This window comes from Simplicispira piscis (assembly GCF_054783455.1).
The window spans coordinates 217,830-242,475 of the sequence record NZ_BAAGQN010000018.1 but is presented as its reverse complement, the minus strand read 5'-3'; the positions used below and the strand labels follow the sequence as shown (position 1 = coordinate 242,475).

The 24,646-nt window shown below is 61.1% G+C and carries 20 protein-coding genes and 2 tRNA genes; 17 read left to right on the top strand and 5 right to left on the bottom strand.

From position 1 onward, the window contains the following. Positions 1 to 163 precede the first annotated feature (163 nt). Entirely contained in the window at positions 164 to 514 is a 351-nt protein-coding gene (gene uraH / locus ACYVOC_RS14635; protein WP_116003112.1) for a hydroxyisourate hydrolase, read from the bottom strand. A 90-nt stretch (positions 515 to 604) separates the two neighbouring features. Between uraH and ACYVOC_RS14630 the strand changes: the two genes are divergently transcribed. From ACYVOC_RS14630 to ACYVOC_RS14600, 7 genes are all read left to right on the top strand, one after another. Then, on the top strand, positions 605 to 1,285 hold the full coding sequence (locus tag ACYVOC_RS14630) for a GntR family transcriptional regulator (protein ID WP_116003111.1): 681 nt from the start codon (positions 605 to 607) through the stop codon (positions 1,283 to 1,285). 4 nt (positions 1,286 to 1,289) lie between these two features. Next, the gene (gene puuE / locus ACYVOC_RS14625) at positions 1,290 to 2,246 is read left to right on the top strand and encodes an allantoinase PuuE (RefSeq protein WP_116003110.1); all 957 of its coding nucleotides are present in this window, start codon (positions 1,290 to 1,292) and stop codon (positions 2,244 to 2,246) included. Positions 2,247 to 2,249: 3 nt separating this feature from the next. Then, positions 2,250 to 4,025: a 2-oxo-4-hydroxy-4-carboxy-5-ureidoimidazoline decarboxylase gene (gene uraD / locus ACYVOC_RS14620; RefSeq protein WP_461162273.1), complete on the top strand. Its 1,776-nt coding sequence runs from the start codon at positions 2,250 to 2,252 to the stop codon at positions 4,023 to 4,025. Further along, positions 4,022 to 5,257, top strand: coding sequence for a M20 family metallopeptidase (locus ACYVOC_RS14615; protein ID WP_461162272.1), 1,236 nt, complete (start codon positions 4,022 to 4,024; stop codon positions 5,255 to 5,257). Before uraD ends, ACYVOC_RS14615 begins: the two co-directional genes overlap by 4 nt. A gap of 204 nt (positions 5,258 to 5,461) precedes the next feature. Further along, the gene (locus ACYVOC_RS14610; RefSeq protein ID WP_461162271.1) at positions 5,462 to 6,949 is read left to right on the top strand and encodes a nucleobase:cation symporter-2 family protein; all 1,488 of its coding nucleotides are present in this window, start codon (positions 5,462 to 5,464) and stop codon (positions 6,947 to 6,949) included. Positions 6,950 to 7,095: 146 nt separating this feature from the next. Beyond that, positions 7,096 to 9,402: an NADP-dependent malic enzyme gene (locus ACYVOC_RS14605; RefSeq protein WP_461162270.1), complete on the top strand. Its 2,307-nt coding sequence runs from the start codon at positions 7,096 to 7,098 to the stop codon at positions 9,400 to 9,402. A 133-nt stretch (positions 9,403 to 9,535) separates the two neighbouring features. After that, a tRNA-Arg gene (locus tag ACYVOC_RS14600) sits at positions 9,536 to 9,612 on the top strand. Between the two features lie 688 nt (positions 9,613 to 10,300). Here ACYVOC_RS14600 and hrcA read toward each other — a convergent pair. Next, positions 10,301 to 11,305 carry a heat-inducible transcriptional repressor HrcA gene (hrcA, locus tag ACYVOC_RS14595; RefSeq protein ID WP_116003105.1) on the bottom strand — a complete coding sequence of 335 codons (1,005 nt, stop codon included), beginning with the start codon at positions 11,303 to 11,305 and terminating at the stop codon, positions 10,301 to 10,303. Positions 11,306 to 11,333: 28 nt separating this feature from the next. Between hrcA and ACYVOC_RS14590 the strand changes: the two genes are divergently transcribed. Genes ACYVOC_RS14590 through rapZ form a run of 3 tightly spaced genes read left to right on the top strand, consistent with a single transcriptional unit; the run spans position 11,334 to position 14,767 of the window. After that, a complete protein-coding gene (locus ACYVOC_RS14590; RefSeq protein ID WP_116003104.1) occupies positions 11,334 to 12,230 on the top strand; it encodes an NAD kinase in 897 nt (298 codons plus the stop codon). A gap of 2 nt (positions 12,231 to 12,232) precedes the next feature. Then, the gene (gene recN / locus ACYVOC_RS14585) at positions 12,233 to 13,900 is read left to right on the top strand and encodes a DNA repair protein RecN (protein WP_461162269.1); all 1,668 of its coding nucleotides are present in this window, start codon (positions 12,233 to 12,235) and stop codon (positions 13,898 to 13,900) included. A 3-nt stretch (positions 13,901 to 13,903) separates the two neighbouring features. Further along, on the top strand, positions 13,904 to 14,767 hold the full coding sequence (rapZ, locus tag ACYVOC_RS14580; protein WP_116003102.1) for an RNase adapter RapZ: 864 nt from the start codon (positions 13,904 to 13,906) through the stop codon (positions 14,765 to 14,767). A 24-nt stretch (positions 14,768 to 14,791) separates the two neighbouring features. Here rapZ and mutY read toward each other — a convergent pair whose 3' ends face one another. The 3 genes from mutY to mutM form a co-directional block, all read right to left on the bottom strand. After that, positions 14,792 to 15,841, bottom strand: coding sequence for an A/G-specific adenine glycosylase (gene mutY, locus ACYVOC_RS14575; RefSeq protein WP_461162268.1), 1,050 nt, complete (start codon positions 15,839 to 15,841; stop codon positions 14,792 to 14,794). Beyond that, the gene (locus tag ACYVOC_RS14570) at positions 15,838 to 17,802 is read right to left on the bottom strand and encodes a dynamin family protein (RefSeq protein ID WP_116005921.1); all 1,965 of its coding nucleotides are present in this window, start codon (positions 17,800 to 17,802) and stop codon (positions 15,838 to 15,840) included. Before ACYVOC_RS14570 ends, mutY begins: the two co-directional genes overlap by 4 nt. A gap of 105 nt (positions 17,803 to 17,907) precedes the next feature. Beyond that, complete coding sequence (mutM, locus tag ACYVOC_RS14565) at positions 17,908 to 18,723, bottom strand: bifunctional DNA-formamidopyrimidine glycosylase/DNA-(apurinic or apyrimidinic site) lyase (RefSeq protein WP_116003100.1); 816 nt, start codon at positions 18,721 to 18,723, stop codon at positions 17,908 to 17,910. 183 nt (positions 18,724 to 18,906) lie between these two features. Between mutM and ACYVOC_RS14560 the strand changes: the two genes are divergently transcribed. The 7 genes from ACYVOC_RS14560 to pth all read left to right on the top strand — a co-directional run bounded on the left by ACYVOC_RS14560 (position 18,907) and on the right by pth (position 24,559). Next, entirely contained in the window at positions 18,907 to 20,529 is a 1,623-nt protein-coding gene (locus tag ACYVOC_RS14560) for a tetratricopeptide repeat protein (protein ID WP_461162267.1), read from the top strand. Beyond that, positions 20,529 to 21,065: a lipoprotein insertase outer membrane protein LolB gene (locus tag ACYVOC_RS14555; protein WP_461162266.1), complete on the top strand. Its 537-nt coding sequence runs from the start codon at positions 20,529 to 20,531 to the stop codon at positions 21,063 to 21,065. Before ACYVOC_RS14560 ends, ACYVOC_RS14555 begins: the two co-directional genes overlap by 1 nt. Before the next feature lie 10 nt (positions 21,066 to 21,075). Continuing rightward, positions 21,076 to 21,948, top strand: a complete 873-nt coding sequence (ispE, locus tag ACYVOC_RS14550) for a 4-(cytidine 5'-diphospho)-2-C-methyl-D-erythritol kinase (protein ID WP_461162265.1) — start codon at positions 21,076 to 21,078, stop codon at positions 21,946 to 21,948. Between the two features lie 17 nt (positions 21,949 to 21,965). Continuing rightward, a tRNA-Gln gene (locus ACYVOC_RS14545) sits at positions 21,966 to 22,042 on the top strand. Between the two features lie 46 nt (positions 22,043 to 22,088). Continuing rightward, positions 22,089 to 23,063 carry a ribose-phosphate pyrophosphokinase gene (locus ACYVOC_RS14540; protein ID WP_116003097.1) on the top strand — a complete coding sequence of 325 codons (975 nt, stop codon included), beginning with the start codon at positions 22,089 to 22,091 and terminating at the stop codon, positions 23,061 to 23,063. 90 nt (positions 23,064 to 23,153) lie between these two features. Next, a complete protein-coding gene (locus ACYVOC_RS14535; RefSeq protein WP_116003096.1) occupies positions 23,154 to 23,786 on the top strand; it encodes a 50S ribosomal protein L25/general stress protein Ctc in 633 nt (210 codons plus the stop codon). A gap of 161 nt (positions 23,787 to 23,947) precedes the next feature. Beyond that, complete coding sequence (gene pth / locus ACYVOC_RS14530; RefSeq protein ID WP_116003095.1) at positions 23,948 to 24,559, top strand: aminoacyl-tRNA hydrolase; 612 nt, start codon at positions 23,948 to 23,950, stop codon at positions 24,557 to 24,559. Positions 24,560 to 24,646 lie beyond the last annotated feature (87 nt).

Here is a 24,646-nt window from a genome sequence, read left to right as displayed (position 1 = left end):
GGACAAGAGCGGCCAGTTCCAGCTCGACACCTTGACCGAAGGCCAGCTCTGATAGCTATCAAAAACAATAGCTGGTTGCGCTTGTAAATATTGATTTTCAAGTTTTTTTATACCTGAAACATAACAACAAAAAGCGCTACAAGCTATTGAATTAAGAGCACACTCAAGAACCCCGGTAGGTGGAATAGCTCCAGGGGCTGACCAGCAGCGGCACGTGGTAATGCTGGTCGGCATGGGCCACACCAAAGTCCAGGCTCACGCGGTTCAGAAAATTCGGCTCGGGCAACTGCACGCCCCGGGCCTTGAAGTACCCCGCCACATCAAAAGTCAGCCGATAGGTGCCGGTGCGCAGGCTGGCGTTGTCGAACAGCGGCGCGTCGGTGCGGCCATCATCGTTCAGCACCAGGCGCTGCAGCAAGGTGGCGCTATCGCCCTCGGTGGCATACAGGCACACCTCCATGCCGCTTGCGGGGCAGCCATGCATGGTGTCCAGAACGTGGGTGCTCAAGCCCATAGGGATTCTCCTGAAGGTTGAGGGCCCGAATCGGCCCTCTTGTAGACCAAAAGTGTATACACTTTTGGCCATTCCGCCTATCATGCCGCCATGGAACCTTCCTCCACCAGCACCATTGTCGAAACGCTGACACGCGCCATCGTCGAACACCGCCTGCTTCCCGGCACCAAGCTGGCCGAGCAAAAACTGGCCGACCACTTTGGCGTCTCGCGCACCCTGGTGCGCCAGGGCCTGTTCCAACTGGCGCAAAACCGCCTGGTCACGCTGTCGCCAGCACGCGGCGCATTTGTCTCCACGCCCTCGGTCACGGAAGCGCGCCAGGTTTTTGCCGTGCGCCGCATGCTGGAGACCGAAATGACCCGCGCCTTCGTGCGCAGCGCCACACCGGCCCGCATCAAATCGTTGCGCGCCCATGTGGCCAGCGAGCAGGCGGCCGTGGACGGCTCCGACATCCACAGCCGCACCCAGTTGCTGGGCGACTTCCATGTGCACATGGCCGAGCTCATGGGCAACGAGGTGCTGGCGCAGATGCTGGGCGACCTGATCTCGCGCAGCGCGCTCATCACGCTCATGTACCAGTCCGACAGCGCCGCCGCGCATTCGCACGAAGAGCACGCCGCCATCGTGGCGGCCCTGGCCGCGCGCGACGAAGAAGGCGCCGTGGCACTGATGCAGGCCCACCTGGAGCATGTGGAGGCGGGCCTCACCTTCGACCGCAAGCAGCCGGTCAACGATCTCTCCATGGCCCTTTTGCCTACCGCCGCAGCCTGACACCATGACCTACGACAGCACCCTGCCCTATCCCCGCGACCTGGTGGGCTATGGCCGCACACCGCCCCATCCCCAATGGCCTGGTCAGGCCCGCATTGCCGTGCAGTTCGTGCTGAACTACGAGGAAGGCGGCGAAAACGCCGTGCTGCATGGCGATGCGGGCTCGGAGCAATTCCTGTCGGAAATGTTCAACCCCGCCAGCTACCCCGCGCGGCACATGAGCATGGAGGGCATTTACGAATACGGCGCGCGCGCCGGGGTGTGGCGCATCCTGCGCGAGTTTGAAAAGCGCGGGCTGCCGCTCACGGTGTTTGGTGTATCCACCGCCCTGCAGCGCCACCCCGATCTGACGCAGGCCTTTGTGGCACTGGGCCACGAGATCGCCTGCCATGGCCTCAAGTGGATCCACTACCAGCACATCCCCGAGGACGTCGAGCGCGCCCACATGCAAGAGGCCATGGCCATCATCGAGCGCCTGACCGGCGAACGTGCCCTGGGCTGGTACACCGGCCGCGACAGCCCCAACACCCACCGCCTGGTGGCTGACTTTGGCGGCTTTGAATACGACAGCGACTATTACGGCGACGACCTGCCCTTCTGGATGAAGGTGCAAAAGACCGACGGCACCGCCGTGCCGCAACTGATCGTGCCCTATACGCTGGACTGCAACGACATGCGGTTTGCGCTGCCCCAGGGCTATTCCTACGCCGACCCGTTCTTCCAGTACCTCAAGGACACGTTCGACGTTCTCTACGCCGAAGGCGACCCGGCCGGTGACGACGCCCCCAAGATGATGAGCATCGGCATGCACTGCCGCCTGCTGGGCAAGCCTGGCCGCATCACGGCGCTGCAGCGTTTTCTAGACCATATCGAACAGCACGACCACGTCTGGGTGGCGCGGCGCATCGACATTGCGCGCCACTGGAAGGCAACCCACCCCTACCCCACCGATAAGGCCTGACCCATGGCACTCACCCTCGACCAACTCAACGCTGCCAGCGCCAACCAGGCCCTGCAATGGCTCGACGGCATCTACGAGCATTCGCCCTGGATTGCCGAAACTGCACTGCGCGAGCGGCCGTTTCGTTCGCTGGCGCACCTCAAGCACACCCTGGCGCATGCCGTGCGCACCGCCAGCAGCGAGGCACAGCGCGCCCTCATCCGCGCCCACCCCGAACTGGCAGGCAAGGCCATGGTGGACCAAAGCCTCACCGCCGAATCCACCCACGAGCAAAACAAGGCGGGCCTGACGCAATGCACCCCGGCAGAATTTGCGCAGCTGCAGCAACTCAATGCCGACTACAACGCCCGTTTTGGGTTCCCGTTCATCCTGGCGGTGCGGGGCCCACGGGGCACGGGGCTGAGCAAGCAGCAGATCATCGACACCTTTGCACGCCGCCTGGACAACCACCCCGACTTTGAGCAGGCCGAAGCGCTGCGCAACATCCACCGCATCGCGGAAATCCGCCTGAACGACAAGTTCGGCGCCGAACCGCTGCTGGGCAGCGATGTGTGGGACTGGCATGAAAAGCTGGCCGAACATTCCGACCCCGGCTATGCCGAAAAAGGCCAGCTCACCGTCACCTATCTCACCGACGCACACCGCGCCTGCGCTCAAGCGCTCAGCCACTGGATGCGCGACTGCGGTTTTGACGAGGTCGAGATCGACGCCGTGGGCAATGTGGTGGGCCGTTACCACGGGGCACAACCCACCGCCAAATACCTTTTGACCGGCTCGCACTACGACACCGTGCGCAACGGCGGCAAGTACGACGGGCGCCTCGGCATCTTCGTGCCCATGGCCTGCGTGCGCGAACTGCACCGCGCCGGCCAACGCCTGCCGTTCGGCATTGAAGTGGTGGCCTTCGCCGAGGAAGAGGGCCAACGCTACAAGGCCACCTTTCTAGGCTCGGGGGCTCTGATCGGCGACTTCAACCCCGCCTGGCTCGACCAGAAGGATGCAGACGGCATCACCCTGCGCGCCGCCATGCAGCACGCCGACCTGTGCATTGACGACATTCCCCGGCTGCAACGCGACCCCGCGCACTATCTGGGCTTCATTGAAGTGCACATCGAACAGGGCCCGGTACTCAACGGACTGGACCTGCCCCTGGGCGTAGTCACCTCCATCAACGGCAGCGTGCGCTATGTAGGCGAGGTGACCGGCATGGCCAGCCACGCCGGCACCACCCCCATGGACAGCCGCCGCGATGCCGCCATGGCCGTGGCCGAACTGGCGCTGTACCTGGAACAGCGCGCCGCACAGGACGGCGACTCGGTCGGCACCATCGGCCAGTGGAATGTGCCGGGCGGCTCCATCAACGTAGTACCCGGGCGGTGCCAATTCTCGCTGGATCTGCGCGCACCCACCGACGCCCAGCGCGACGCGCTGGACCGCGATGTACTGGCACAACTGCGCCAGATCACTGCACGACGCGGCCTGCGGCTCACGCTGGAAGAAACCATGCGCGCCGCCGCCGCACCCAGCGCACCGGCCTGGCAGCAGCGCTGGGAAAACGCCGTCAACGCCCTGGGCGTGCCACTGCTGCGCCTGCCCAGCGGCGCCGGCCACGACGCCATGAAACTGCACGAGGTGATGCCCCAGGCCATGCTGTTTGTGCGTGGCGAAAACGCCGGTATCAGCCACAACCCGCTCGAATCCACCACCCACAACGACATGCAGCTGGCCGTGGAGGCCTTCAGCCATGTCCTGCACCAGCTCGCCAAGGAACCCGCATGACCCCCGATTACACCGCCCTGGACCACTGGATCGACCAGCATTTTGACGAGGAGGTGCGCTTTCTGCAGGCCCTGGTCCGCGTGCCCACCGATACCCCGCCCGGCAACAACGCACCGCATGCCCAGCGCACCGCAGAGCTGCTGAAAGACTTGGGCTTTGAGGCCGAGCAACACCCCGTGCCCGCCGCCGATGTGCAGGCCTACGGCATGGAGTCCATTACCAACCTGATCGTGCGCCGCCCCTATGGCGCCCCCGGCTCGGGCCGCACCATCGCCCTCAATGCCCACGGCGACGTGGTGCCCCCGGGCGAAGGCTGGACGCACGACCCCTACGGCGCCGAGATTGTCGATGGCACCATGTACGGCCGCGCCACCGCCGTGAGCAAGAGCGACTTTGCCAGCTTCACCTTCGCGGTGCGGGCGCTCGAAGCCGTGGCCCGGCCCACGCAGGGCGCAGTGGAACTGCACTTCACCTACGACGAAGAATTTGGCGGAGAACTCGGCCCCGGCTGGCTGCTCAAGAATGGGCTGACAAAACCCGACCTGCTGATTGCCGCGGGCTTCAGCCACGAGGTCGTCACGGCCCACAACGGCTGCCTGCAAATGGAAGTGACGGTGCACGGCAAAATGGCCCATGCCGCCGTGCCACACACCGGCGTGGATGCATTGCAGGGCGCGGTGCACATCCTCAACGCGCTGTACGCCCTCAACCAGCAATACCAGCAAATCACATCCAGCGTGGCGGGCATTACCCACCCTTACCTGAACGTGGGCCGCATCGAGGGCGGCACCAACACCAACGTGGTGCCCGGCAAGGTGGTGTTCAAACTCGACCGCCGCATGATCCCCGAGGAAAACCCCGTTGACGTGGAAACGAGCATCCGCCGTACCATCGAACAGGCAGCGAGCGAGCGCCCCGGCATCACGACAGACATCAAGCGCCTGCTGTTGGCCCGCGCCATGACCCCCCTGCCCGGCAACCAGCCCCTGGTGGACGCGATCCAGAAACATGCCCAGGCTTTGCTGGGAGAACCCGTGCCTGCCCTGGGCACACCGCTCTACACCGACGTGCGCCTGTATGTCGAGCGCGGCATCCCCGGCGTGATCTACGGCGCGGGCCCGCGCACGGTGCTCGAATCCCACGCAAAGCGTGCCGACGAACGTCTCCACCTTGAAGACCTGCGCTGCGCCACCAAGGTGATTGCGCGCACATTGCACGACCTGCTGGCCTGACCGCAGGCCCGCAGAACGTCCGCAGGCGCGCTGACGGATGCCGTGAGACCACGGCACGGCACGCGCTCCCGGAGGGTTGCGCAGCGGGGCACTGCATAGGGGTTTGTCGCTAGAAATCCGTCGGCTATTTTTGTATACACTTTTTGTATGGATTAACGAGCACCGCCGAATTGGCTGGCGCCGCCCCACCAAAGGAGCCTCCGAATGGAACCCACTGTTCACCCTGTGGACGAGCGACTGCCCTTGGGCAGGCTCACCGCCCTGGGCCTACAACACGTCCTGGTCATGTATGCCGGTGCTGTGGCTGTGCCGCTGATCGTGGGGCGCGCCCTCAACCTCACGCCGGACCAGGTGGCCAAGCTGATCTCGGCGGACCTGTTCGTATGCGGGCTGGTCACACTGATCCAGGCGCTGGGCGCCACGCGCTGGTTTGGCATCAAGCTGCCCGTGATGATGGGCGTGACCTTTGCCGCAGTGGCTCCCATGATCTCCATGGCGCAAACCACCAGCGGAACTGCAGGCGCGGGACTTATCTTTGGATCCGTCATCGGTGCGGGGGTTATTTCCATCGTGATCGCGCCGATGGTCAGCCGCATGCTGCGCTTCTTTCCGCCTGTAGTCACAGGCACCATCATTGCCATCATCGGCATCAGCCTGATGCGCGTGGGTATCAACTGGATTTTTGGCAACCCGGTCGGACCCACCGCCCCCAGTGTGGTCAACCCTGAACACATCAAGTGGCTGACCGAAGCACAGTCGGCCGCGGGCGCTCCCGGCTCGTCGTTGCCTCCGGTACCCAAGGGCTTTGCCGTGGTGCCCACCATTCCCAATCCCCGCTATGCCGACCTCACGGGCGTGGGCATCTCGGGCCTGGTGCTGCTGTCCATCCTGCTGATCGCCAAGTTTGGCAAGGGTTTCATTGCCAATATCTCGGTGCTGCTGGGCATCATCATCGGCGCCGTGGTGGCCGTGGGCATGGGGATGATGTCGTTTGAAAAAGTGGCCAAGGCCCAGTGGTTCGACCTGGTGCTGCCCTTCGAAATTGCCGCCCCCATCTTCAATCCCATGCTCATCCTGACCATGACTCTGGTGATGATCGTGGTGATGATCGAGTCCACCGGCATGTTCCTGGCCCTGGGCGAGATGACCGACCGCAAGATCGACCAGACCGCCCTGACCCGCGGCCTGCGGACCGATGGCCTGGGTACGCTCCTGGGCGGTATCTTCAACACCTTTCCCTACACCAGCTTCTCGCAAAACGTAGGGCTGGTGGCGGTCACGGGTGTAAAGAGCCGGTTTGTCTGCGTGGCGGGCGGGGTCATCCTGATCGTGCTGGGCGTGCTGCCCAAGATGGCTGCGCTGGTGGAATCGCTCCCGACCGTGGTGCTCGGCGGCGCTGGCCTGGTCATGTTCGGCATGGTGGCTGCCACGGGCATTCGCATCCTGGGCGGCGTGGATTTCAAGACCAACCGTTTCAACGCCATGATCGTGGCGGTGTCGATCGGCGTAGGCATGATCCCGCTGATTGCTCCGAGCTTTCGCCAGTGGATGCCGCACGCCATCCACCCCCTGATTGAATCCGGTATCCTTCTGGCCTCGATCACCGCCGTAGCCTTGAACGTCTTCTTCAATGGCGCCAGCAGCGACACCTCCGCTGCCGTAGACGCCGCGCGCCAGGCCGACGCCCACTAGCGTCTTGCCCGAGCACTGCCGTAGATCCCGCCATGCCTTCTGACGTGGCGTATAAAGCCCCTTAGCCAGGGGCTTTATTGTTGGCTCAGACCACAGTCCACCCCGGCGGTCCGATTGCATTTTGCTGAAACTCACAGGATTTCCGTATGACGACGCCCCTTTCCGCTGCCGAGCAAGCCCTGCGCGATGCCGCACGCGAGTACCACCGCAACCCCACGCGGGGCAAGATTTCACTCTCGCCCACCAAGCCTCTCTCCAACCAGCGCGACCTGTCCCTGGCCTATTCGCCCGGTGTAGCCTACCCCTGCCTGGATATTGAGGCAGATCCGTCCAAGGCCTTTGACTACACCGCACGCGGCAACCTTGTGGGCGTGATCACCAACGGCACGGCCGTTCTCGGGCTGGGCGACATTGGCCCGCTGGCCAGCAAGCCGGTGATGGAAGGCAAGGGCTGCCTGTTCAAGAAGTTTGCCGGCGTGGACGTGTTCGACATCGAACTGGATGAACGCGACCCGGACAAGCTGATCGAGATCATTGCAGCGCTGGAGCCAACGCTCGGCGGCATCAACCTCGAAGACATCAAAGCGCCCGAGTGCTTCTACATCGAGCGCGAGCTGTCCAAGCGCATGAACATTCCCGTGTTCCATGACGACCAGCACGGCACGGCCATCATTTCCAGCGCCGCGCTGCTCAATGGCCTGGAACTGGTGGGCAAGGACATTGGTTTGGTGAAGATCGCCGTCTCCGGCGCTGGCGCCGCCGCCCTTGCCTGCGTGGACGTGATGGTCGGCCTGGGCGTGCAGCGCAGCAACGTCTTCATGGTGGACTCCAAAGGCGTAGTCTACGAAGGTCGCCCTGGTGGCTTCGACGAGTCCAAGGCCCGCTATGCGCAAAAAACCGAGGCCCGGACCCTGGCCGACGTGGTGGATGGTGCGGACGTGTTCCTGGGTTGCTCCGCACCCGGTGTGCTCACGGCGGAAATGGTCAAGACCATGGCCAGCAGGCCCATCATCCTGGCACTGGCCAACCCCGAGCCCGAGATCCGCCCCGAACTGGCCAAGGCCGTACGTCCCGACTGCATCATGGCCACGGGCCGCTCGGACTACCCCAACCAGGTCAACAACGTCTTGTGCTTCCCCTACATCTTCCGGGGCGCACTGGACTGTGGCGCCACCAAGATCACCGAGGCGATGAAGCTGGCCTGCGTACGCGAGATTGCCAATCTGGCCAAGAGCGAGACCAGCGACGAAGTAGCGACGGCCTACGCCGGGCAGGAGCTGACCTTTGGCCCCGAATACCTGATCCCCAAGCCGTTTGACTCGCGCCTCATCCTCAAGATCGCGCCCGCCGTGGCCCAGGCCGCCTTCGAATCAGGCGTAGCCACGCGGCCCATTGCCGACATGGAGGCGTACAAGGAAAATCTTGCGCGCTTTGTGTACCAGACCGGCATCCTCATGCGCCCGGTGGTCAACACCGCCAAGAGCCTGCCTGATGCCCACAAGCGCGTCGCCTATGCCGATGGCGAAGACGAACGCGCCCTGCGCGCCGCCCAGATGGCCATCGACGACCATATCGCCTGCCCCATCCTCATCGGCCGCCCCGCCGTGATCCAGGCACGCATCCAGAAGGCCGGCCTGCGCATGCAGCCCGGCAAGGACGTCGAGATCTGCAACCCGGAAGATGATCCACGTTTTCGCCAGTATTGGGAGCACTACCATCAACTGCTGAAGCGCGACGGTGCCACAACCGAGATGGCCAAGGCTGCCGTGCGCCGATCCAACACCATCATCGCCGCGCTCATGGTGGCGCTGGGCGACGCAGACGCCATGATCTGCGGCCTGGTGGGCACCTACGAGACACACTTGGAACGCATCCACAGCATCCTGGGCCGACAGGCCGGCATGACCCACTATGCAGCCCTCAACGCCCTGATGAGCGACCGCGGCCCGCTGTTCATTGCCGACACCTACGTCAACGAAGACCCCAGCGCCGAGTTGTTGGCCGACATTGCCTGGATGTCGGTCCAGGAAGTACAGCGCTTCGGTCACCCACCCAAGGTGGCCTTCCTGTCGCATTCGAGCTACGGATCATCGAAACGCGCCTCGGCCCGCAAAATGCGCCTGGCACGCGACCTGTTTGTCGCAGCCCACCCCGAGATCGAATGCGACGGCGAGCTGCATGGCGACGCGGCGCTGGAGCCCAATATTCGCAGGGCCTACATGGAGGATTCCACCCTCACAGGCTCAGCCAATCTGCTGATCTGCCCGAACATCGACGCTGCCAACATCCTCTACAACGTGCTCAAAACCACCACCAGCGGCGGTGTGACCGTGGGCCCCATCCTGATGGGCGTCGCCGCCACCGCCTACATCCTGACACCTGCCGCCACCGTGCGCCGCGTGCTCAACATGACGGCACTGGCCGTCGCCAGCGCCGCATCACGCAGTCGCTAGCCGTAAAAGACGGAGTTTCTTGAATTACAATCCACACCTGCTTCTGATGTGTTTTGCATGCAGCAATGCTTACAAAACAATCTTTCGCAGGAATTCTTCAAAAAGCTGATTTCCTGCTATAATTTGAGGCTTAGCGGCTGTAGCTCAGTTGGATAGAGTACTTGGCTACGAACCAAGGGGTCGTGGGTTCAATTCCTGCCAGCCGCACCAACAGGTAAGCCCTGATATCGCAAGATGTCAGGGCTTTTTCCTTTGGCGAAACGAAACACGCGCCACGCTTTATAGCTATAATTTTAATAGCTATTGACGCTTATTCAATAAGCGCCACAGCCGAAAAACCATCGAATCTCAATCCATTTCACAGCGTGGGATTTGCACGACCGCACAGGCGCGCCTACAGCACGTTCCGTGCGCTACCCAGCCGCCACAGGGAAGTATTGGCCTGGTCACGGCACGCAGCAAGAACCATTGCCTATGGATGCGCCTGAAGCAACGAAGGCATAAGCCACCGAAAACGGGCACCCGCGCCCGGTGCACCGAAAATTTTGAATGGTAGGCCGTGTTGGACTTGAACCAACGACCAAAGGATTCAAGTTTGCGTGGGTTTCCCCACTCCTTGGACTATGTCATCACCCACAGCCGAACTGTTGGGGTGCCGGGCGCTCGGGGGACGCTTATCGGATGGGCTCCTCACGTCCTAGTCTCTGCACCTTCCCGCCTACCAGTCTTTCGACCTGCCTTCGGCGGGCTTGGCTCAAGATTGCCTTGGCTTGCGCTTTAGGTTTCCTTGAGTTCACCCGGTTTTCCGACGGAAATTACTTTCCGTGGTCACCATTTCGATGAGTCCTCTGCTCTAACCAACTGAGCTAACGGCCCATTCAAGCTCTCTATTGTAGATTCACTTGTGGTGACTTAGCGCGTTCGAGACCAGTCTGGACGTGATGTCCACGATCTGGATCATTTTTTCATAAGGCATGCGCATGGGACCGATGACGCCCAAGGTGCCTACGATCTGCCCATCCACCTCGTAAGGGGCACTGACCACGGAGAGCTCCTCAAAAGGAACCACTTGGCTTTCGCCGCCGATGAAAATGCGCACCCCTTCTGCCTGGCTGGAGACATCGAGCAAGCGCAAGATCTGCGTTTTTTGCTCGAACAGATCGAAAGCCCGACGCAAATTACCCATGTCTTTCGAAAAATCACTGACAGCCAGCAGGTTGCGCTCACCGGAGATGACCACCTCTTCCTGGGCTTGCGTGAGCGCCTCAGAACTGACGTTGACAGCGGCCTTCATCAGCGCTGCAATTTCGCCCTGCAGCGACTCCACTTCGGTTTTTATTCTCTCCCGAACCTTCTCCATTGCCATCCCGGCATAGTGAGCGTTCAGAAAATTGGCGGTTTCCAGCAATTGCGTCTGCGTAAAGTCAGTCTCGGAAAAAATCACCCGGTTCTGCACGTCTCCATCGGGCGAGACAATGATGACCAGAAACCGCCGCTCGGACAGGCGCAGGAACTCGATATGCCGGAACACGGAAGACCGGCGGGGCGCCATGACCACACCCACAAACTGCGACAAATTGGAGAGCATGTGCGCTGCATTCGCGATCACCTTCTGCGGCTGCTCAGGCGCCAATGCATGTGAGGTGATTTGTTCACGTTGCACCGTGAGCATAGTGTCCACGAACAGTCGATACCCTCTGGCAGTCGGTATGCGTCCTGCGGAGGTATGCGGGCTTGCAATCAGCCCTAACTCTTCCAGGTCAGCCATGACATTGCGGATAGTCGCCGGAGAGAGTTCAAGCCCCGAAGCGCGCGAAAGCGTACGCGAACCGACGGGTTGTCCATCTTCGATATAGCGCTCTACCAACGCTTTGAGCAACAACTTGGCACGGTCATCCAGCATGTGTTGATTTTAGTGATGTAATTTCAATATGACACCTTACTTCCGCCATGTCGCACTGATCGGCAAGTACCAGTCCCAGGTTGCTGGCACGGCTGCAGCAGGGTCTCGGCAGTTGATGGAAGACATTGCCGATTTTTTGCTGAGCCAGGGCTGCAAAGTGGCCATGGAAACGCGCACCGCTGCGGCGACCGGCATGGACCAGCATCCCACGCTGGACGCTGACGCGATTGGCGAGCAATGCGACCTGGGTCTTGTGGTCGGAGGCGACGGCACCATGCTGAGTATTGGCCGCCAGTTGGCACGACACGGCACGCCTCTGATCGGCATCAATCAAGGGCGCCTCGGATTTGTCACCGACATTCCGCTGGAGAACTACCAGACGACCCTCACACCCATGCTGCATGGCGAATACGAGGAAGACCACCGGCCCCTGATGCATGCCCGGGTAGAAAGAGAAGGCCGGATTGTTTTTGACGCCTTCGCCATGAACGATGTCGTGGTCAATCGAGGTGCGACGTCAGGCATGGTGGAGTTGCGGGTGGAGGTCGATGGCCATTTTGTGGCCAACCAGCGCGCGGACGGCCTCATCATTGCCTCGCCCACCGGATCGACGGCCTATGCGCTTTCCGCTGGCGGGCCCATGCTCCATCCATCGATCCCAGGCTGGGTATTGGTGCCCATTGCACCCCACACCTTGTCGAACCGCCCCATCGTTCTTGCCGACATCACGGAAATTGCCATTGAACTGGTGAGTGGCCGCGATGCCAGTGCCAACTTCGACATGCAATCGCTCGCGTCCCTACTGCATGGCGACCGCATACTGGTGCGCCGGTCCGAGTACAGCGTCCGCTTCCTACATCCCAGGGGCTGGAATTACTTTGACACGCTGCGCAAAAAACTGCGCTGGAACGAAGGAGGCTCCTGACAATGGCGCTCCGACGCATTGCACTGCGTGACTTTGTCATTGTGCAAGCACTCGAACTGGACTTCAGCGCGGGCTTTACAGCCCTGACGGGCGAAACCGGCGCCGGAAAATCGATCCTCATCGAAGCATTGCAGCTGGCCTTGGGCGCACGGGCCGATGCAGGCTTTGTTCGCGAAGGCGCCCAGCGCGCGGACATCAGCGCAGAGTTTGACTGCCCAACGTCCCTCCTCCCCTGGCTGGAAGAGTGGGGGTTTGAGCAGGAAGAAGCGCTCCTGTTGCGACGCACCATTGACATGCAAGGCAAAAGCCGGGCTTGGGTGAATGGCTTCCCCGCAACCGCGACGCAGTTGCGTGCGCTCGGCGAGCAACTGCTGGACATCCATGGGCAACATGCCTGGCAAAGCCTGGTGCGCACAGACTCCATCCGCGCCTTGCTGGACGCCTATGCCGGCACTTCGTCCATGAATGTTCAAACATGCTGGGCCGCTTGGCGCTCTGCGCAGGCCCAGGTTACGCATGCGCATGCAGCCCAAGAGACACTCCAACGCGAACGCGAACGACTGCAATGGCAGATTGCAGAAGTGGACAAACTTGCGCCAGCAGCCGATGAGTGGGAAACCCTCAACGCCCAGCACACGCGCCTGCTGCATGCCCAGGAATTACTGGAAACAGCCCAGAAAGCCCTTGGCATTCTGGATGCCGAAGACGCAAGCGCCCGCACGGGCCTGGCACGCGCGCTCGATCTGCTCAAAGCCCGCGAACACCTGGAGCCCGCTTTTGTCGAGCTCTCAGAAACACTTGCCGCAAGCCTGGCGCAAGCCGATGAAACCGTACGCAGCCTGCACGCCTATCTGCGCCATGCCGATCTGGACCCTCGCTCTCTGGAAGAAGCCGACACTCGGGTGGCCCTGTGGATGTCACTGGCCAGGCGCTACAAGAGAGCCCCAGAAGAATTACCCACGCTCCTGCACTCCTGGAAGGAAGATCTACACCAACTCGACAGCGCGGCCGATCTGGCCGTCTTGCAGGAAACAGAGCGCAAATATGCCAAGGCCTACCAGGATGCCGCGCGATCCCTTTCACAGACCCGCGCCAAAGCCGCTCCACGGTTATCCCGTGCGATCACCGCGGCCATGCAGGAATTGGGGATGGTTGGTGGTATGTTTGCCGTCCATATCGAGAGAGCCGCCGAGTCGGCGGCGCATGGCGTGGACGACATATCCTTCCTGGTGGCAACACACCCTGGCATGACGCCGCGCCCGATCGGAAAGGTGGCTTCCGGCGGGGAGCTTTCACGGATCTCTCTGGCCATTGCCGTGGCCACCAGTGCCTTGGGCAAAGCGGGCACGCTGATTTTCGATGAGGTCGATGCTGGCGTTGGTGGCGCTGTAGCAGCCACGGTCGGTCGATTGATGCAACAACTGGGACAAGACCGCCAGGTACTGGCCGTCACCCATCTACCCCAGGTGGCGGCCTGCGCACACTGCCACCTCGTGGTTTCCAAACAAAGCGGCGACATCACCACCAGCACGGTCATGCCTGTTCAGGGCGATGCTCGTATTGAAGAGGTGGCACGCATGCTGGGGGGCGAGCGCATACTGCCCAGCACACGAGCCCATGCACGCGAGATGCTGGGCATGCACCACACCATTCCGACAGGAGCTCACTGAACCATGCAGCTTGAGATTGCGCTCATTACGGGAATGTCCGGCTCGGGCAAGTCAGTGGCGTTGCGCGCGCTGGAAGATGCGGGGTTTTACTGCGTTGACAACCTCCCCCCCGAGCTGCTGCTGCCTTTCGTGGCTCTGGAGCACAAGCACCATGGAAACCGGCTAGCCATCGCCATGGATGTGCGTAGCGCCACCTCGTTGCCCCAGGTCCCGCAGAAGCTGCAGGAATTGCGGGCCCAGGGTTGCACTGTGCATTCCCTCTTCATCGATGCCACCACCGACACACTGGTACGACGCTTCTCTGAAACCCGCCGCCGCCATCCGCTGTTCCACGGAGAATTGACGGAACGACAGCGGGCGCTGGTGCAGGTCATTGAACTGGAGCGGGAACTGCTGGCCGACCTGCGCGAAACAGCCCACGTGATCGATACCAGCAACATCCGCGCATCACAGTTGCAGGGATACGTCAAGGGCCTCATTTCCTCGCTGCCCGACCAGCTGTCACTGGTGTTCCAATCTTTTGCGTTCAAACGCGGCATCCCCATGGACGCGGATTACGTTTTTGACGTGCGCATGCTGCCCAATCCCCATTACGAGGCAGATCTGCGCCACCTCACGGGGCAAGACAAACCAGTAATGGACTTTCTGGACCAGCAAGCGGATGTTGCGCTCATGCGCCAACATATAGAGACCTTTCTGTCCCATTGGCTTGAAGCCATGGCACAAAACCACCGCAGCTATGTCACCGTTGCGATTGGCTGCACCGGAGGACAGCACCGATCTGTATACCTGGTGGAACGCCTGGCACAAGCTTTTAGTGGCCAATGGCCCACACAACGCCGCCACCGCGAGCTCGACGGGCGCTGATCCTGCTGCTGCAAGACCGCCAAGTCAGGCTGTTTCATCGAGCAGCTTGCGCACAGGCGCTGGCAGTCCCAACTGGCGCCACTCCGGCGCACTGAACCACGCCCCTTCGTCACCAGACACGGCCGCAGACTCCGCGGCATGCGCCAACACCGGATGCAAGTGCAGATCCCGATGGGTGAGCACATGCAAAAAAGCAGGTTGCTCGACCCGGTTCAGTGCAATGCCCCACAAGGCATGTTCAACCAGATCCTGGTACCGGTGAAACACGGGAACACAATACAGCCCCGCCCATATGCCACGGGACTCCCGGCGTTGCAACCACACACGCCCCTGCCCATCGCGCAGCAGCAATAACCACCACGCTTCGGATCTGCGCACCAGTTTGCGCGTTCTCACTGGGTACATTTCCTGCGCCCCTTGCGCCAGTGCACGGCATTCCCGCTGCAGTGGACATTGATCGCACAGCGGCTTGCGAGGCACACAGACCATGGCGCCAAGATCCATCATGCCTTGCGTATAGCGGGGCATGGCCTCTGCCAGCTGGTTGTGCGGAAGCAAATCCGTGGCCTCTTGCCAGAGCCTGCGCTCGTTGGATGCAACAGCCAGGTCTTCACCAAAACCCAGCAACCGGGTCAGGACGCGGCGCACATTGGCGTCCAGGATTGGCGCCCTTTCACCAAAGCAGAACGCTGCAATTGCTCCCGCCGTGGAGCGACCAATGCCCGGCAAGGCAGCCAATTCCAGGACCGAAGCAGGGAAAGCGCCGCCATGCACGGCAACCACCTGCTGTGCGCATCGATGCAGATTGCGGGCTCGACTGTAGTAGCCCAGCCCGCTCCACATCGACAGAACCTCATCCTGCGAAGCCTCTGCGAGCGCGCGGACATTGGCAAAGCGCTCCAAAAAACGGGGAAAGTAATCCAGCACCGTGCGCACCTGCGTCTGCTGGAGCATGATCTCCGAAAGCCATACGCGGTACGGATCACGCGATTGCTGCCATGGCAAATGACTGCGTCCATGCGCTCGCTGCCACTGCATCACCAGCGTGGCGACCCGCCCATCGTCCATACTCATGCCGGCGAAAAAATATCGTGGTGCTCAGTCTCTTGCGGTTCGTCCGCAAGATGCATCAATTCTTCAGTGAGTTGGTGCAGATGTTTGTCCAGGCGATCCAGCGCGGCCTCGCCATCCTCGATCTCACCGATCCGCTCTTCCAGCCCCGTTGCGGCTTGCTGAATGCGGTCGACAGCCTCGATCCGGCGGGCAAAACTGCGCCTGCGCTCCCGCAACTGGGCATCGAGCTGTGCCGTCGCCGATTTACTCCAAAGCTCCAGATCATTGGCGGCCGATTCAAATACGGTTCTCAGACGCATCGAAAGCGCACGTCCCAGCCGCTCGGCAAATTCTGGCTGTACCAGCTTAAGAGCATTGCCCACGCTGAGATACTGCATATGGTTTTGCTCGATGCCATCGAGTTCCAGTGCAAACGTCTCCAGCGATGGAACGGCAGGCACCTGCAATGAGAATCCAAATTCGGCATTCAATTGCCGGAAAGTACCTTCCAGCATGGCATGGATTTCTGTTGCTGATGCCTGGGCCGTGTCGAGTGTGCCCTTCAGGCGCACAAAGGTTTCAGCGTACTGCTTGCGCACCCCGAGCTTGAGTCCTTTTTGCTGCAAGACACCCATCAGATCGGCCAACTGCTCCTTCAGCGCCTTGGTGCCGAGCTTATGGAACACCTCACGCAACAGTTTCAGGTGCACGGACCGCACGGCATGGATTTTGGTCGCACTCAGATCAAACTCATGCTGCTCCTGCTCAATGCGGTTGCGCATCGATCCGATCACTGCAGCATTCTTGCCGCGCAGGCTGCGCAATTCCGCCATCTGATCATCCAGATCGCGCCGCCGAATATTGAGCACCCGCGAGGTTTCCGCCCGCAAACCGGAAATCCCTGTTCCTACGGCAGAACGCAAAATGGCCTGCCGCTGACCCATGACCCCTCGGGCCAGCGCATCCTCCAGCAGAGGCAAGCCGCTTGTCTCCAGCATCACGTCGTCGCAGGAAATTTTTGCAACCAGCCCCTTTTGGGCCGACACGGGAATCACCTGGTCCAGACGCACACCCAGCATTTCTGCAGAGGTCTGGCGCTGGCGCTCCAATTGCTCATCAATCTGCTGGGGCGAATTGAGCGTATCCCAGAGGGTGTCTATCTTGTTGAGGACAACCAGCCGCGCCTCGATGCTCTCCGGCGTGGTCGCCAGGTGCTCGCGCCAGATGGCGAGGTCAGAACGGGTCACTCCGGTATCCGCCCCCAGAATGAACACAACCGCATGCGCCTGCGGTATCAGGTTCACCGTCAGTTCTGGTTCGGCGCCCACCGCATTCAGGCCAGGGGTATCCAGAATGACCAGCCCCTGCTTGAGCAAGGGATGCGGCATATTGATGATGGCATGGCGCCACATGGGCACCTCCACCAAGCCTTCCGCATCCTTGGACGGGTTTTCATCGGGCAGTTCATCGTGCCAGAAGCCCATCGTACGGGCATCATCCACACTGACCCGGCGCACCTGTGTCACTTTTTCCAGCGACTGGGCAATTTGTTCTGCGTCGTTGATATCCAGAGCCACATTCACCCAACGGTCGGGCTTCAAACGCCATTCGGCCAAGCTCGACAACTGCAGCCGGGTTTCAATGGGGAGCAAGCGCAGGCAGGGCGCCAGCGCTGCGTCGTACCCTAACTCGGTCGGGCACATCGTCGTTCGCCCTGCGCTGGCCGGCATGATGCGACGGCCATAGCCGGCAAAGAAGATGGCGTTGATCAGTTCGGACTTGCCACGGGAAAACTCGGCGACAAAAGCCACCATGACCTTATCGGTCCGCACCTGGTCTTCCAGACGCTGCAAGCGTTCCTGGACAGCGGAATCCATGAGCTCATGACCCCCCATCCATTCACCCAACTGTTTCAGTTGTTGGGCGAACTCACGCCGCCACGTCCCGTGCTGCTCAAACTGTTCGTTGAATGAAGGTCCCACTTTGCTCCCGGAGTTCAATGGACAGCCTGCCCACAGATAGGCACAAAATATAGCATCGCACGGCCCATAAACGCCGTGTTCACGCGGTTTCGTGGTGCCAAAACCTCAAGTGCGTTGGCAGCGGGGGCAAAAATAGCTGCTGCGCTGCCCCTGGCGCACCATGCGCACTAGGGTGCCACAAGTATGACAGGGCACACCCTCCCGACCATAAACATGCGCCTCGCTCTGGAAGTGGCCCACACTGCCATCGGCGCTGGAAAAATTGCGTAAAGTGCTGCCACCCCGCTCTACGGCGCGCGCCATGACCTGCCGGATCGCCTCATACAAGCGGCGCGCCCGCACAGCGCCAATGCGCGCCGCCGATGTCGTCGGGCGAATACCCGCCAGAAACAAAGCCTCCGAGGCATAAATGTTTCCCACCCCCACCACCAGACGCCCCGCCATGAGAACCTGCTTGACGGACGCCCTGCTTCCACGCAACCCGGCCTGGAAATCACTCCAGCAAAAATCATCGGAAAGCGGCTCCATACCCAACCGCCCCAGCAACTTGCAAGCTGCCGGCGCTTGCTCGCTAGCGGCATACACCACGGCGCCGAAACGCCGTGGGTCATTCAGGCGCAAAACGCCCGCCGTGGTGACCAAGTCAAAGTGGTCGTGGGGGCCCGGGGGCAATTCCGCAGGCATGAATCGCAGACTGCCTGACATGCCCAAATGCAGCAGTACAAGCCCCTGATCCAGATCCAGCAGCAGGTACTTCCCGCGCCGCCGAACACTGACCACCACCCGGCCGACCAGCGTATCCAATTCACACCCTAACGGCCAGCGCAGGGGCTTTCCCAGAAAAACACGCAAAACGCGGGCGCCTTCGATGGCTTGCGCGAAGCTTCGGCGCGTGACCTCAACCTCTGGTAACTCGGGCATGCTGCAACACCTTCGTGCCGTTTTACGGGCATGGATTATTATGGCCCGATGGTCCCATTTTTTCGCTTCCTGGCAGCCTCGCTGGTTATTGTCCTCACGGTCGGCGCCAAACCTTCATGGGCCCAGTTTTCTGTTGTGCCAGAAAATACTTCCCAAAACGGTACCGCTGCATCGGACGCTTTGTTGGATGCAGCACTGTTCTACGAAATACTGCTCGGTGAAATTGTGACCCGAGGGGGAGACCCCGCCACGGGCTACTCGCTCATGCTGGAGGCCGCACGCAGCAGCAATGACGAGGGCCTTTACAAGCGTGCCGTCGATATCGCCCTGCAATCGCGCTCCGGCGAACCTGCTCTGGCGGCGGCCCAGGCTTGGGCAGCCGCCAAGCCCCGGTCCATCGACGCCCATCGGTATGCGCTGCAGATTCTGGTAGCGCTCAACCGCGTCGACGATTCCGCCGGCCCACTTCAGCAAATACTGGACCTCCAAAAACCAGAGGACAGAGCCACCTTTTTGCCGGCACTGCCAACCTTGTATGCCAGGGTTTCTGACAAGGCCCTGGCCGCATCGGTGGCGGAAAAAGCACTGCAGAGCAGCCTTGCAGACCCTGTTGTCAGTACCACGGCCTGGACGGTTCTCGGGCGCATGCGATTGATGGCAAACGACAAGCAAGGCGCCCTGGAGGCCGCCCGCAAGGCCCAGGATCTTGCGCCTCTGGACGACAAGCCTGCGGCGCTGGCACTGGAACTCCTGGAAGCAGGCACGACCGAGGCTGAACCATTGCTGCGACGCTACCTGGAAGGCAAACCCTCTCCAGAAATCCGCATGGTCTACGCCCGCCAGCTGCTGGAATGGCAGCGCTACACCGAAGCGCGGCAGCAGCTCGATCTTGTCACCACCGAGAAGCCCGATCTTCCCCAGGCGTGGATGGCACTGGCCGCGCTGCAATTCCAGGATAGTGACCTGGACAACGCAGAGACCTCGTTACAAAAGTATTCCACGCTTGTGGAGCCTGGCAACAGCGCCACGATCAACCGCACCAACATGACCTCTGCCTATCTGCTACGCGCCCAGATTGCAGAGAAGCGGGGGGACTATGCCGCCGCTGAGCAATGGCTAAGCCGCATTGAAAATGCACAAGATCTCTTCAGCGCACAGACCCGCCGTGCGTCCCTGCTGGCCCGCCAAGGCAAATTGGCTGAGGCCCGCGCCCTGATCCGCAGCATCCCGGCCGACACCGACGAAGCCCGGCGCATGAACCTGATGGCCGAAGTGCAATTGCTGCGGGATGTGCATAAATACCGCGAAGCCTATGCCTTGCAGAAAAAGCTGGTGGAGCAGTCCCCGGAAGACGACGACCTGACCTACGAACTGGCCATGCTTGCCGACAAAAATGGGGACCATGCCGCGATGGAGCGCCTGCTGCGCCAGATCATCGCGCGCAAACCCGACTACCACCATGCCTACAACGCCCTGGGCTACTCCTTGGCAGATCGCGGCATACGGCTCACGGAAGCCAAAGAACTGGTGTTGAAAGCGCTCACTTATGCACCCAAGGACCCTTTCATTACCGACAGCCTGGCTTGGGTGGAATTTCGCATGGGCAACCCTGCTGAGGCATTGCGTCTGCTGGAGACCGCCTTTGCCATCCGTCCCGATGCAGACCTTGCAGCCCACCTGGGTGAAGTTCTCTGGGCGCTAGGCCACCAGGAACGCGCCAAAACGATCTGGAAAGAAAGTCAGCGGCTTAATCCAGACAACGAAACCCTGCGCGAGACCCTCAAACGTCTGCACATCAAGCTCTGATGGGCCAGACACTCGCGCACTTGAAAACGCTGCCCTGCGCCGCCCGCCCTGCCTGGCAGGCTTTACTGACGTGGTTATTGGCATGCATGTTCCTGGGGTTGGCCGGGTGCGCACAAATCCCCACCACAGCAGCGCCCACGCAACCCCATTGGAGTGGCCGACTGGCCCTGCAGGTCGAAGGCCAGCAGACGCAATCCTTTTCCGCCAGCTTTGAATTGCAGGGCTCTCCGGCCCAGGGCGAACTGGCGCTGCTCAGCCCCCTTGGCACCTTGATCGCTCGACTGCAATGGGAGCCGGGCCAAGCCCGGCTGAGCGCACGCGGGGAAACCCAGGCGTCAAGCTCCCTGGAGGATCTTCTTCTGCAAGCCACGGGCACGCCCATTCCGGTCGCGGCCCTGTTCGACTGGCTCTCTGGCACCCAGACCCGTGCTGACGGCTGGCAGGCAGACTTGGGCGCGCTGGATCAAGGACGCCTTGTGGCACAGCGCAACGATCCCACCCCACGCACTACGCTGCGCATCGTACTGGACCACTGAGCCGGAAACCATGCAAGCACTCTACGACGTCCCGGCACCTGCCAAGCTGAATCTTTTTCTGCACATCACCGGCCGCAGGCCCGATGGCTACCACCTGCTGCAATCGGTCTTCATGCTGATTGACTGGTGTGACACGCTGCATTTTTCACTGCGCACCGACGGACAGATCAGCCGCGAAGACCTGGGCCCCGCCCTGCCAGCGCAAGACCTGGCGGTGCGTGCAGCGCGGGCGCTGCAAAGCGCTACAGGCTGCACCCACGGTGTACACATGGGCATATTCAAACGCATTCCGTCCCAGGCCGGCATGGGCGGCGGATCATCCGATGCCGCCACGGTGCTTCTGTCACTCAACCGGCTATGGAACCTGCACCTGAGCGTGCAGGCGCTCCAAGCCATCGCCGTGCAGCTGGGCGCAGATGTGCCATTTTTTTTGTGCGGGCACAACGCCTGGGTGGAAGGAATTGGTGAAAAAATACGGCCTCTGACAGGCACCAATGCGCTGCCTTCGGCCCGGTTTGCAGTCGTCAAACCTGGGGCAGGATTGGATACCCGGGAAATTTTTTCATCTCCAGGCCTGAAACGCGATTCTGATAGTGCTATAATCTCAGGCTTTGCTGCAGAACACTTTGACTTCGGTCGAAACGACTTGCAGAACGTTGCTCAGACACTGTGCCCAGAAGTAGAAAAAGCCGTCAAATGGCTTGAAACTCGCGGATTACATGGCAGAATGACGGGCTCGGGAAGTGCGGTGTTTGCACAAATGCCACATGCGACAGATCTTGATGGCGCTCCAAGCGCATGGCAGATCAGGGTGTGTGAAAATCTGCTGCTTCATCCTCTGGCAGGGTGGGCAAAAGATGAAAGTTTCGGCTTGTTGTTATAAACGCAGCAGGCCTGTGTAGGGGAGTCGCCAAGCTGGTTAAGGCACTGGATTTTGATTCCAGCATGCAAAGGTTCGAATCCTTTCTCCCCTGCCAAATCTTTGTCGCGTACAGGCATTAATTTCAGACCGCTGGAACGCTCATGCAAGCCAACCACCCCGACTTCATGGTTTTCACCGGCAATGCCAACCCTGGCATGGCAGCTGAAATTGCCCAATACCTGGGTATCACGCTGGGCGCCGCACATGTGGGGCGCTTCTCGGACGGCGAAGTTACCGTCGAGATCAACCAGAACGTCCGCGCACGCGACGTGTTCGTGGTGCAGTCCACCTGCGCACCCACCAACGAAAACCTGATGGAACTGCTGATCATGGTCGACGCGCTCAAGCGCGCCTCGGCTGAACGCATCAGCGCTGTGATTCCCTATTTTGGTTACGCACGGCAAGACCGCCGCCCCCGCTCCACCCGTGTGCCCATCACCGCCAAGGTGGTGGCCAACATGCTGCAAGCGGCCGGTGTCAGCCGCGTACTGACCATGGACCTGCACGCCGACCAGATCCAGGGCTTCTTCGACATTCCGGTAGACAACATCTACGCTTCGCCGGTGCTGCTGGGCGATCTGCGCCAGAAGAACTATGAAGACCTGATTGTGGTTTCGCCCGACGTCGGTGGCGTGGTTCGTGCCCGTGCGCTGGCCAAGCAACTCAATTGCGACCTGGCCATCATCGACAAGCGCCGTCCCAAGGCCAATGTCAGCGAAGTGATGCACGTGATCGGTGAAATCGATGGACGCAACTGCGTCATCATGGACGACATGATCGATACCGCCGGCACCCTGGTCAAGGCGGCGGAAGTGCTCAAGGCACGTGGCGCCAAAAAGGTTTACGCCTACTGCACGCACCCGATTTTCTCGGGCCCTGCCATTGAGCGCATCACCCAAGGCTCGGCCCTCGACGAAGTCGTGGTGACCAATACCATTCCCTTGAGCACGGCCGCACGCGGCTGCGCCAAGATTCGCCAGCTCTCCGTGGCCCCGCTGATCGCAGAAACGATCCAGCGGATTGCCCGCGGTGACTCGGTGATGAGTTTGTTTGCAGACCAGGACAACTTGTTCTGAGTCTGGACAAAGCGTCGAGCGCCCTTTGCGGGCGCTTTTTACCTTAACGAAAGTGACACTGGTCGCGGTGCACTTTTTCTGGAGAATTTTATGAACTTCGTCGCTTTTGAGCGCGCCAAGCAAGGTACGGGTGCGAGCCGCCGTCTGCGCAATTCGGGTCGCACGCCCGGTATCGTCTATGGTGGTTCTGCTGAACCCCTGGCCATCGAAGTGGACCACAACGCACTGTGGCACGCCCTGAAGAAGGAATCTTTCCATTCCAGCGTTCTGGACATGGAGCTGAACGGCCAAGCCAGCAAAGTGCTGCTGCGCGACGTGCAATACCACCCCTACAAGCAACTGGTGCTGCACATCGATTTCCAGCGCGTGGATGCCAAGACCAAGCTGCACATGAAGGTGCCTTTGCACTACAGCGGCGCGGAAGAGTCTGCAGCCGTCAAGATCGACAAGTGCATGGTCAACCCGCTTGTCACCGAGTTGGACGTGGCGTGCATGCCTTCCGACCTGCCCGAGTTCATCGCGGTGGACCTGAGCGGCCTGAAGAAGGGTTTCTCGCTGCACCTCAAGGACGTCAAGCTGCCCAAGGGCGTGACTGCCGTGACCCGCGGTTCGCAGAACAATCCGGCCCTGGTGTCCGTGGTGCCCCCAGTGGTCGAAGTTGCGGCTCCCGCCGCCGACGCTGCTGCGGCTCCCGCCAAGGGCAAGGGCAAGGGCAAGAAGTAATCTGCCCTGGTCAGGTAGCCGGTCACGACTGCTGCCTTGCTCCCGCAAGGGCGGGCGATCCAGACACAGCGCGGTATTGCTGCGAAGTCTGGATTGCACGCCCTTTTCAACGGCCCACCCCGCGTGGGCCGTTGGCATTTTGTCCCCGGATAATCGCCCGCATGATCAAACTGTTTGTAGGCTTGGGCAACCCTGGGCCCGAGTATGAAGCCACCCGCCACAACGCCGGTTTCTGGTGGATCGACGCGCTGGCGCGCGAACTCAAGGTGCACCTGCAGCCCGAGCGCAGCTACTGGGGCCTGGCCGCACGCACTGTAGTGCAGGGACACACCGTGTGGCTGCTCGAACCCCAGACCTTCATGAACCTCTCGGGCAAATCCGTCGCCTCGCTGGCGCGGTTCTTCAAGATTGCCCCCGAAGAGATTTTGGTGGTGCACGACGAACTGGACATCGCGCCCGGCCAGGCCAAGCTCAAACGCGGTGGCAGCCATGCCGGGCACAACGGGCTGCGCGACATCCATGCACAGCTGGGATCAGCGGATTACTGGCGGCTGCGTATTGGCATTGGCCATCCCGGCGACAAGGCCGAGGTGGCGAACTGGGTACTGAAAAAGCCCGCGCCCGACCAACGCACACTGATCGAAGACAGCATTGCGCACAGCCTCAAGGCCTGGCCCGCCCTGCTGGCGGGTGACATGGACAAGGCCACGCTGCTGGTGCACACCACCAAGCCACCGCGCCCCAAGCCGCCACGGCCGGAGCATATTGTCTGATTACTATCTATTCAATAGCTGATAGCGCCCGAGAATAGGGCGTTAGAGCCCGATTTAATCAAAAATCAGGCACGCACGGCCGCCTGC

Bases quoted from the DNA above. Each gene is read 5' to 3' on its own strand.
- uraD (WP_461162273.1), top strand. From the start codon at position 2,250: ATGGCACTCACCCTCGACCAACTCAACGCTGCCAGCGCCAACCAGGCC.
- ispE (WP_461162265.1), top strand. From the start codon at position 21,076: ATGCAAGCACTCTACGACGTCCCGGCACCTGCCAAGCTGAATCTTTTT.
- ACYVOC_RS14610 (WP_461162271.1), top strand. From the start codon at position 5,462: ATGGAACCCACTGTTCACCCTGTGGACGAGCGACTGCCCTTGGGCAGG.
- hrcA (WP_116003105.1), bottom strand. From the start codon at position 11,305: ATGCTGGATGACCGTGCCAAGTTGTTGCTCAAAGCGTTGGTAGAGCGC.
- rapZ (WP_116003102.1), top strand. From the start codon at position 13,904: ATGCAGCTTGAGATTGCGCTCATTACGGGAATGTCCGGCTCGGGCAAG.
- ACYVOC_RS14590 (WP_116003104.1), top strand. From the start codon at position 11,334: ATGACACCTTACTTCCGCCATGTCGCACTGATCGGCAAGTACCAGTCC.
- ACYVOC_RS14605 (WP_461162270.1), top strand. From the start codon at position 7,096: ATGACGACGCCCCTTTCCGCTGCCGAGCAAGCCCTGCGCGATGCCGCA.
- ACYVOC_RS14630 (WP_116003111.1), top strand. From the start codon at position 605: ATGGAACCTTCCTCCACCAGCACCATTGTCGAAACGCTGACACGCGCC.
- ACYVOC_RS14535 (WP_116003096.1), top strand. From the start codon at position 23,154: ATGAACTTCGTCGCTTTTGAGCGCGCCAAGCAAGGTACGGGTGCGAGC.
- pth (WP_116003095.1), top strand. From the start codon at position 23,948: ATGATCAAACTGTTTGTAGGCTTGGGCAACCCTGGGCCCGAGTATGAA.
- mutY (WP_461162268.1), bottom strand. From the start codon at position 15,841: ATGAGTATGGACGATGGGCGGGTCGCCACGCTGGTGATGCAGTGGCAG.
- recN (WP_461162269.1), top strand. From the start codon at position 12,233: ATGGCGCTCCGACGCATTGCACTGCGTGACTTTGTCATTGTGCAAGCA.
- ACYVOC_RS14615 (WP_461162272.1), top strand. From the start codon at position 4,022: ATGACCCCCGATTACACCGCCCTGGACCACTGGATCGACCAGCATTTT.
- ACYVOC_RS14540 (WP_116003097.1), top strand. From the start codon at position 22,089: ATGCAAGCCAACCACCCCGACTTCATGGTTTTCACCGGCAATGCCAAC.
- uraH (WP_116003112.1), bottom strand. From the start codon at position 514: ATGGGCTTGAGCACCCACGTTCTGGACACCATGCATGGCTGCCCCGCA.
- ACYVOC_RS14555 (WP_461162266.1), top strand. From the start codon at position 20,529: ATGGGCCAGACACTCGCGCACTTGAAAACGCTGCCCTGCGCCGCCCGC.
- mutM (WP_116003100.1), bottom strand. From the start codon at position 18,723: ATGCCCGAGTTACCAGAGGTTGAGGTCACGCGCCGAAGCTTCGCGCAA.
- puuE (WP_116003110.1), top strand. From the start codon at position 1,290: ATGACCTACGACAGCACCCTGCCCTATCCCCGCGACCTGGTGGGCTAT.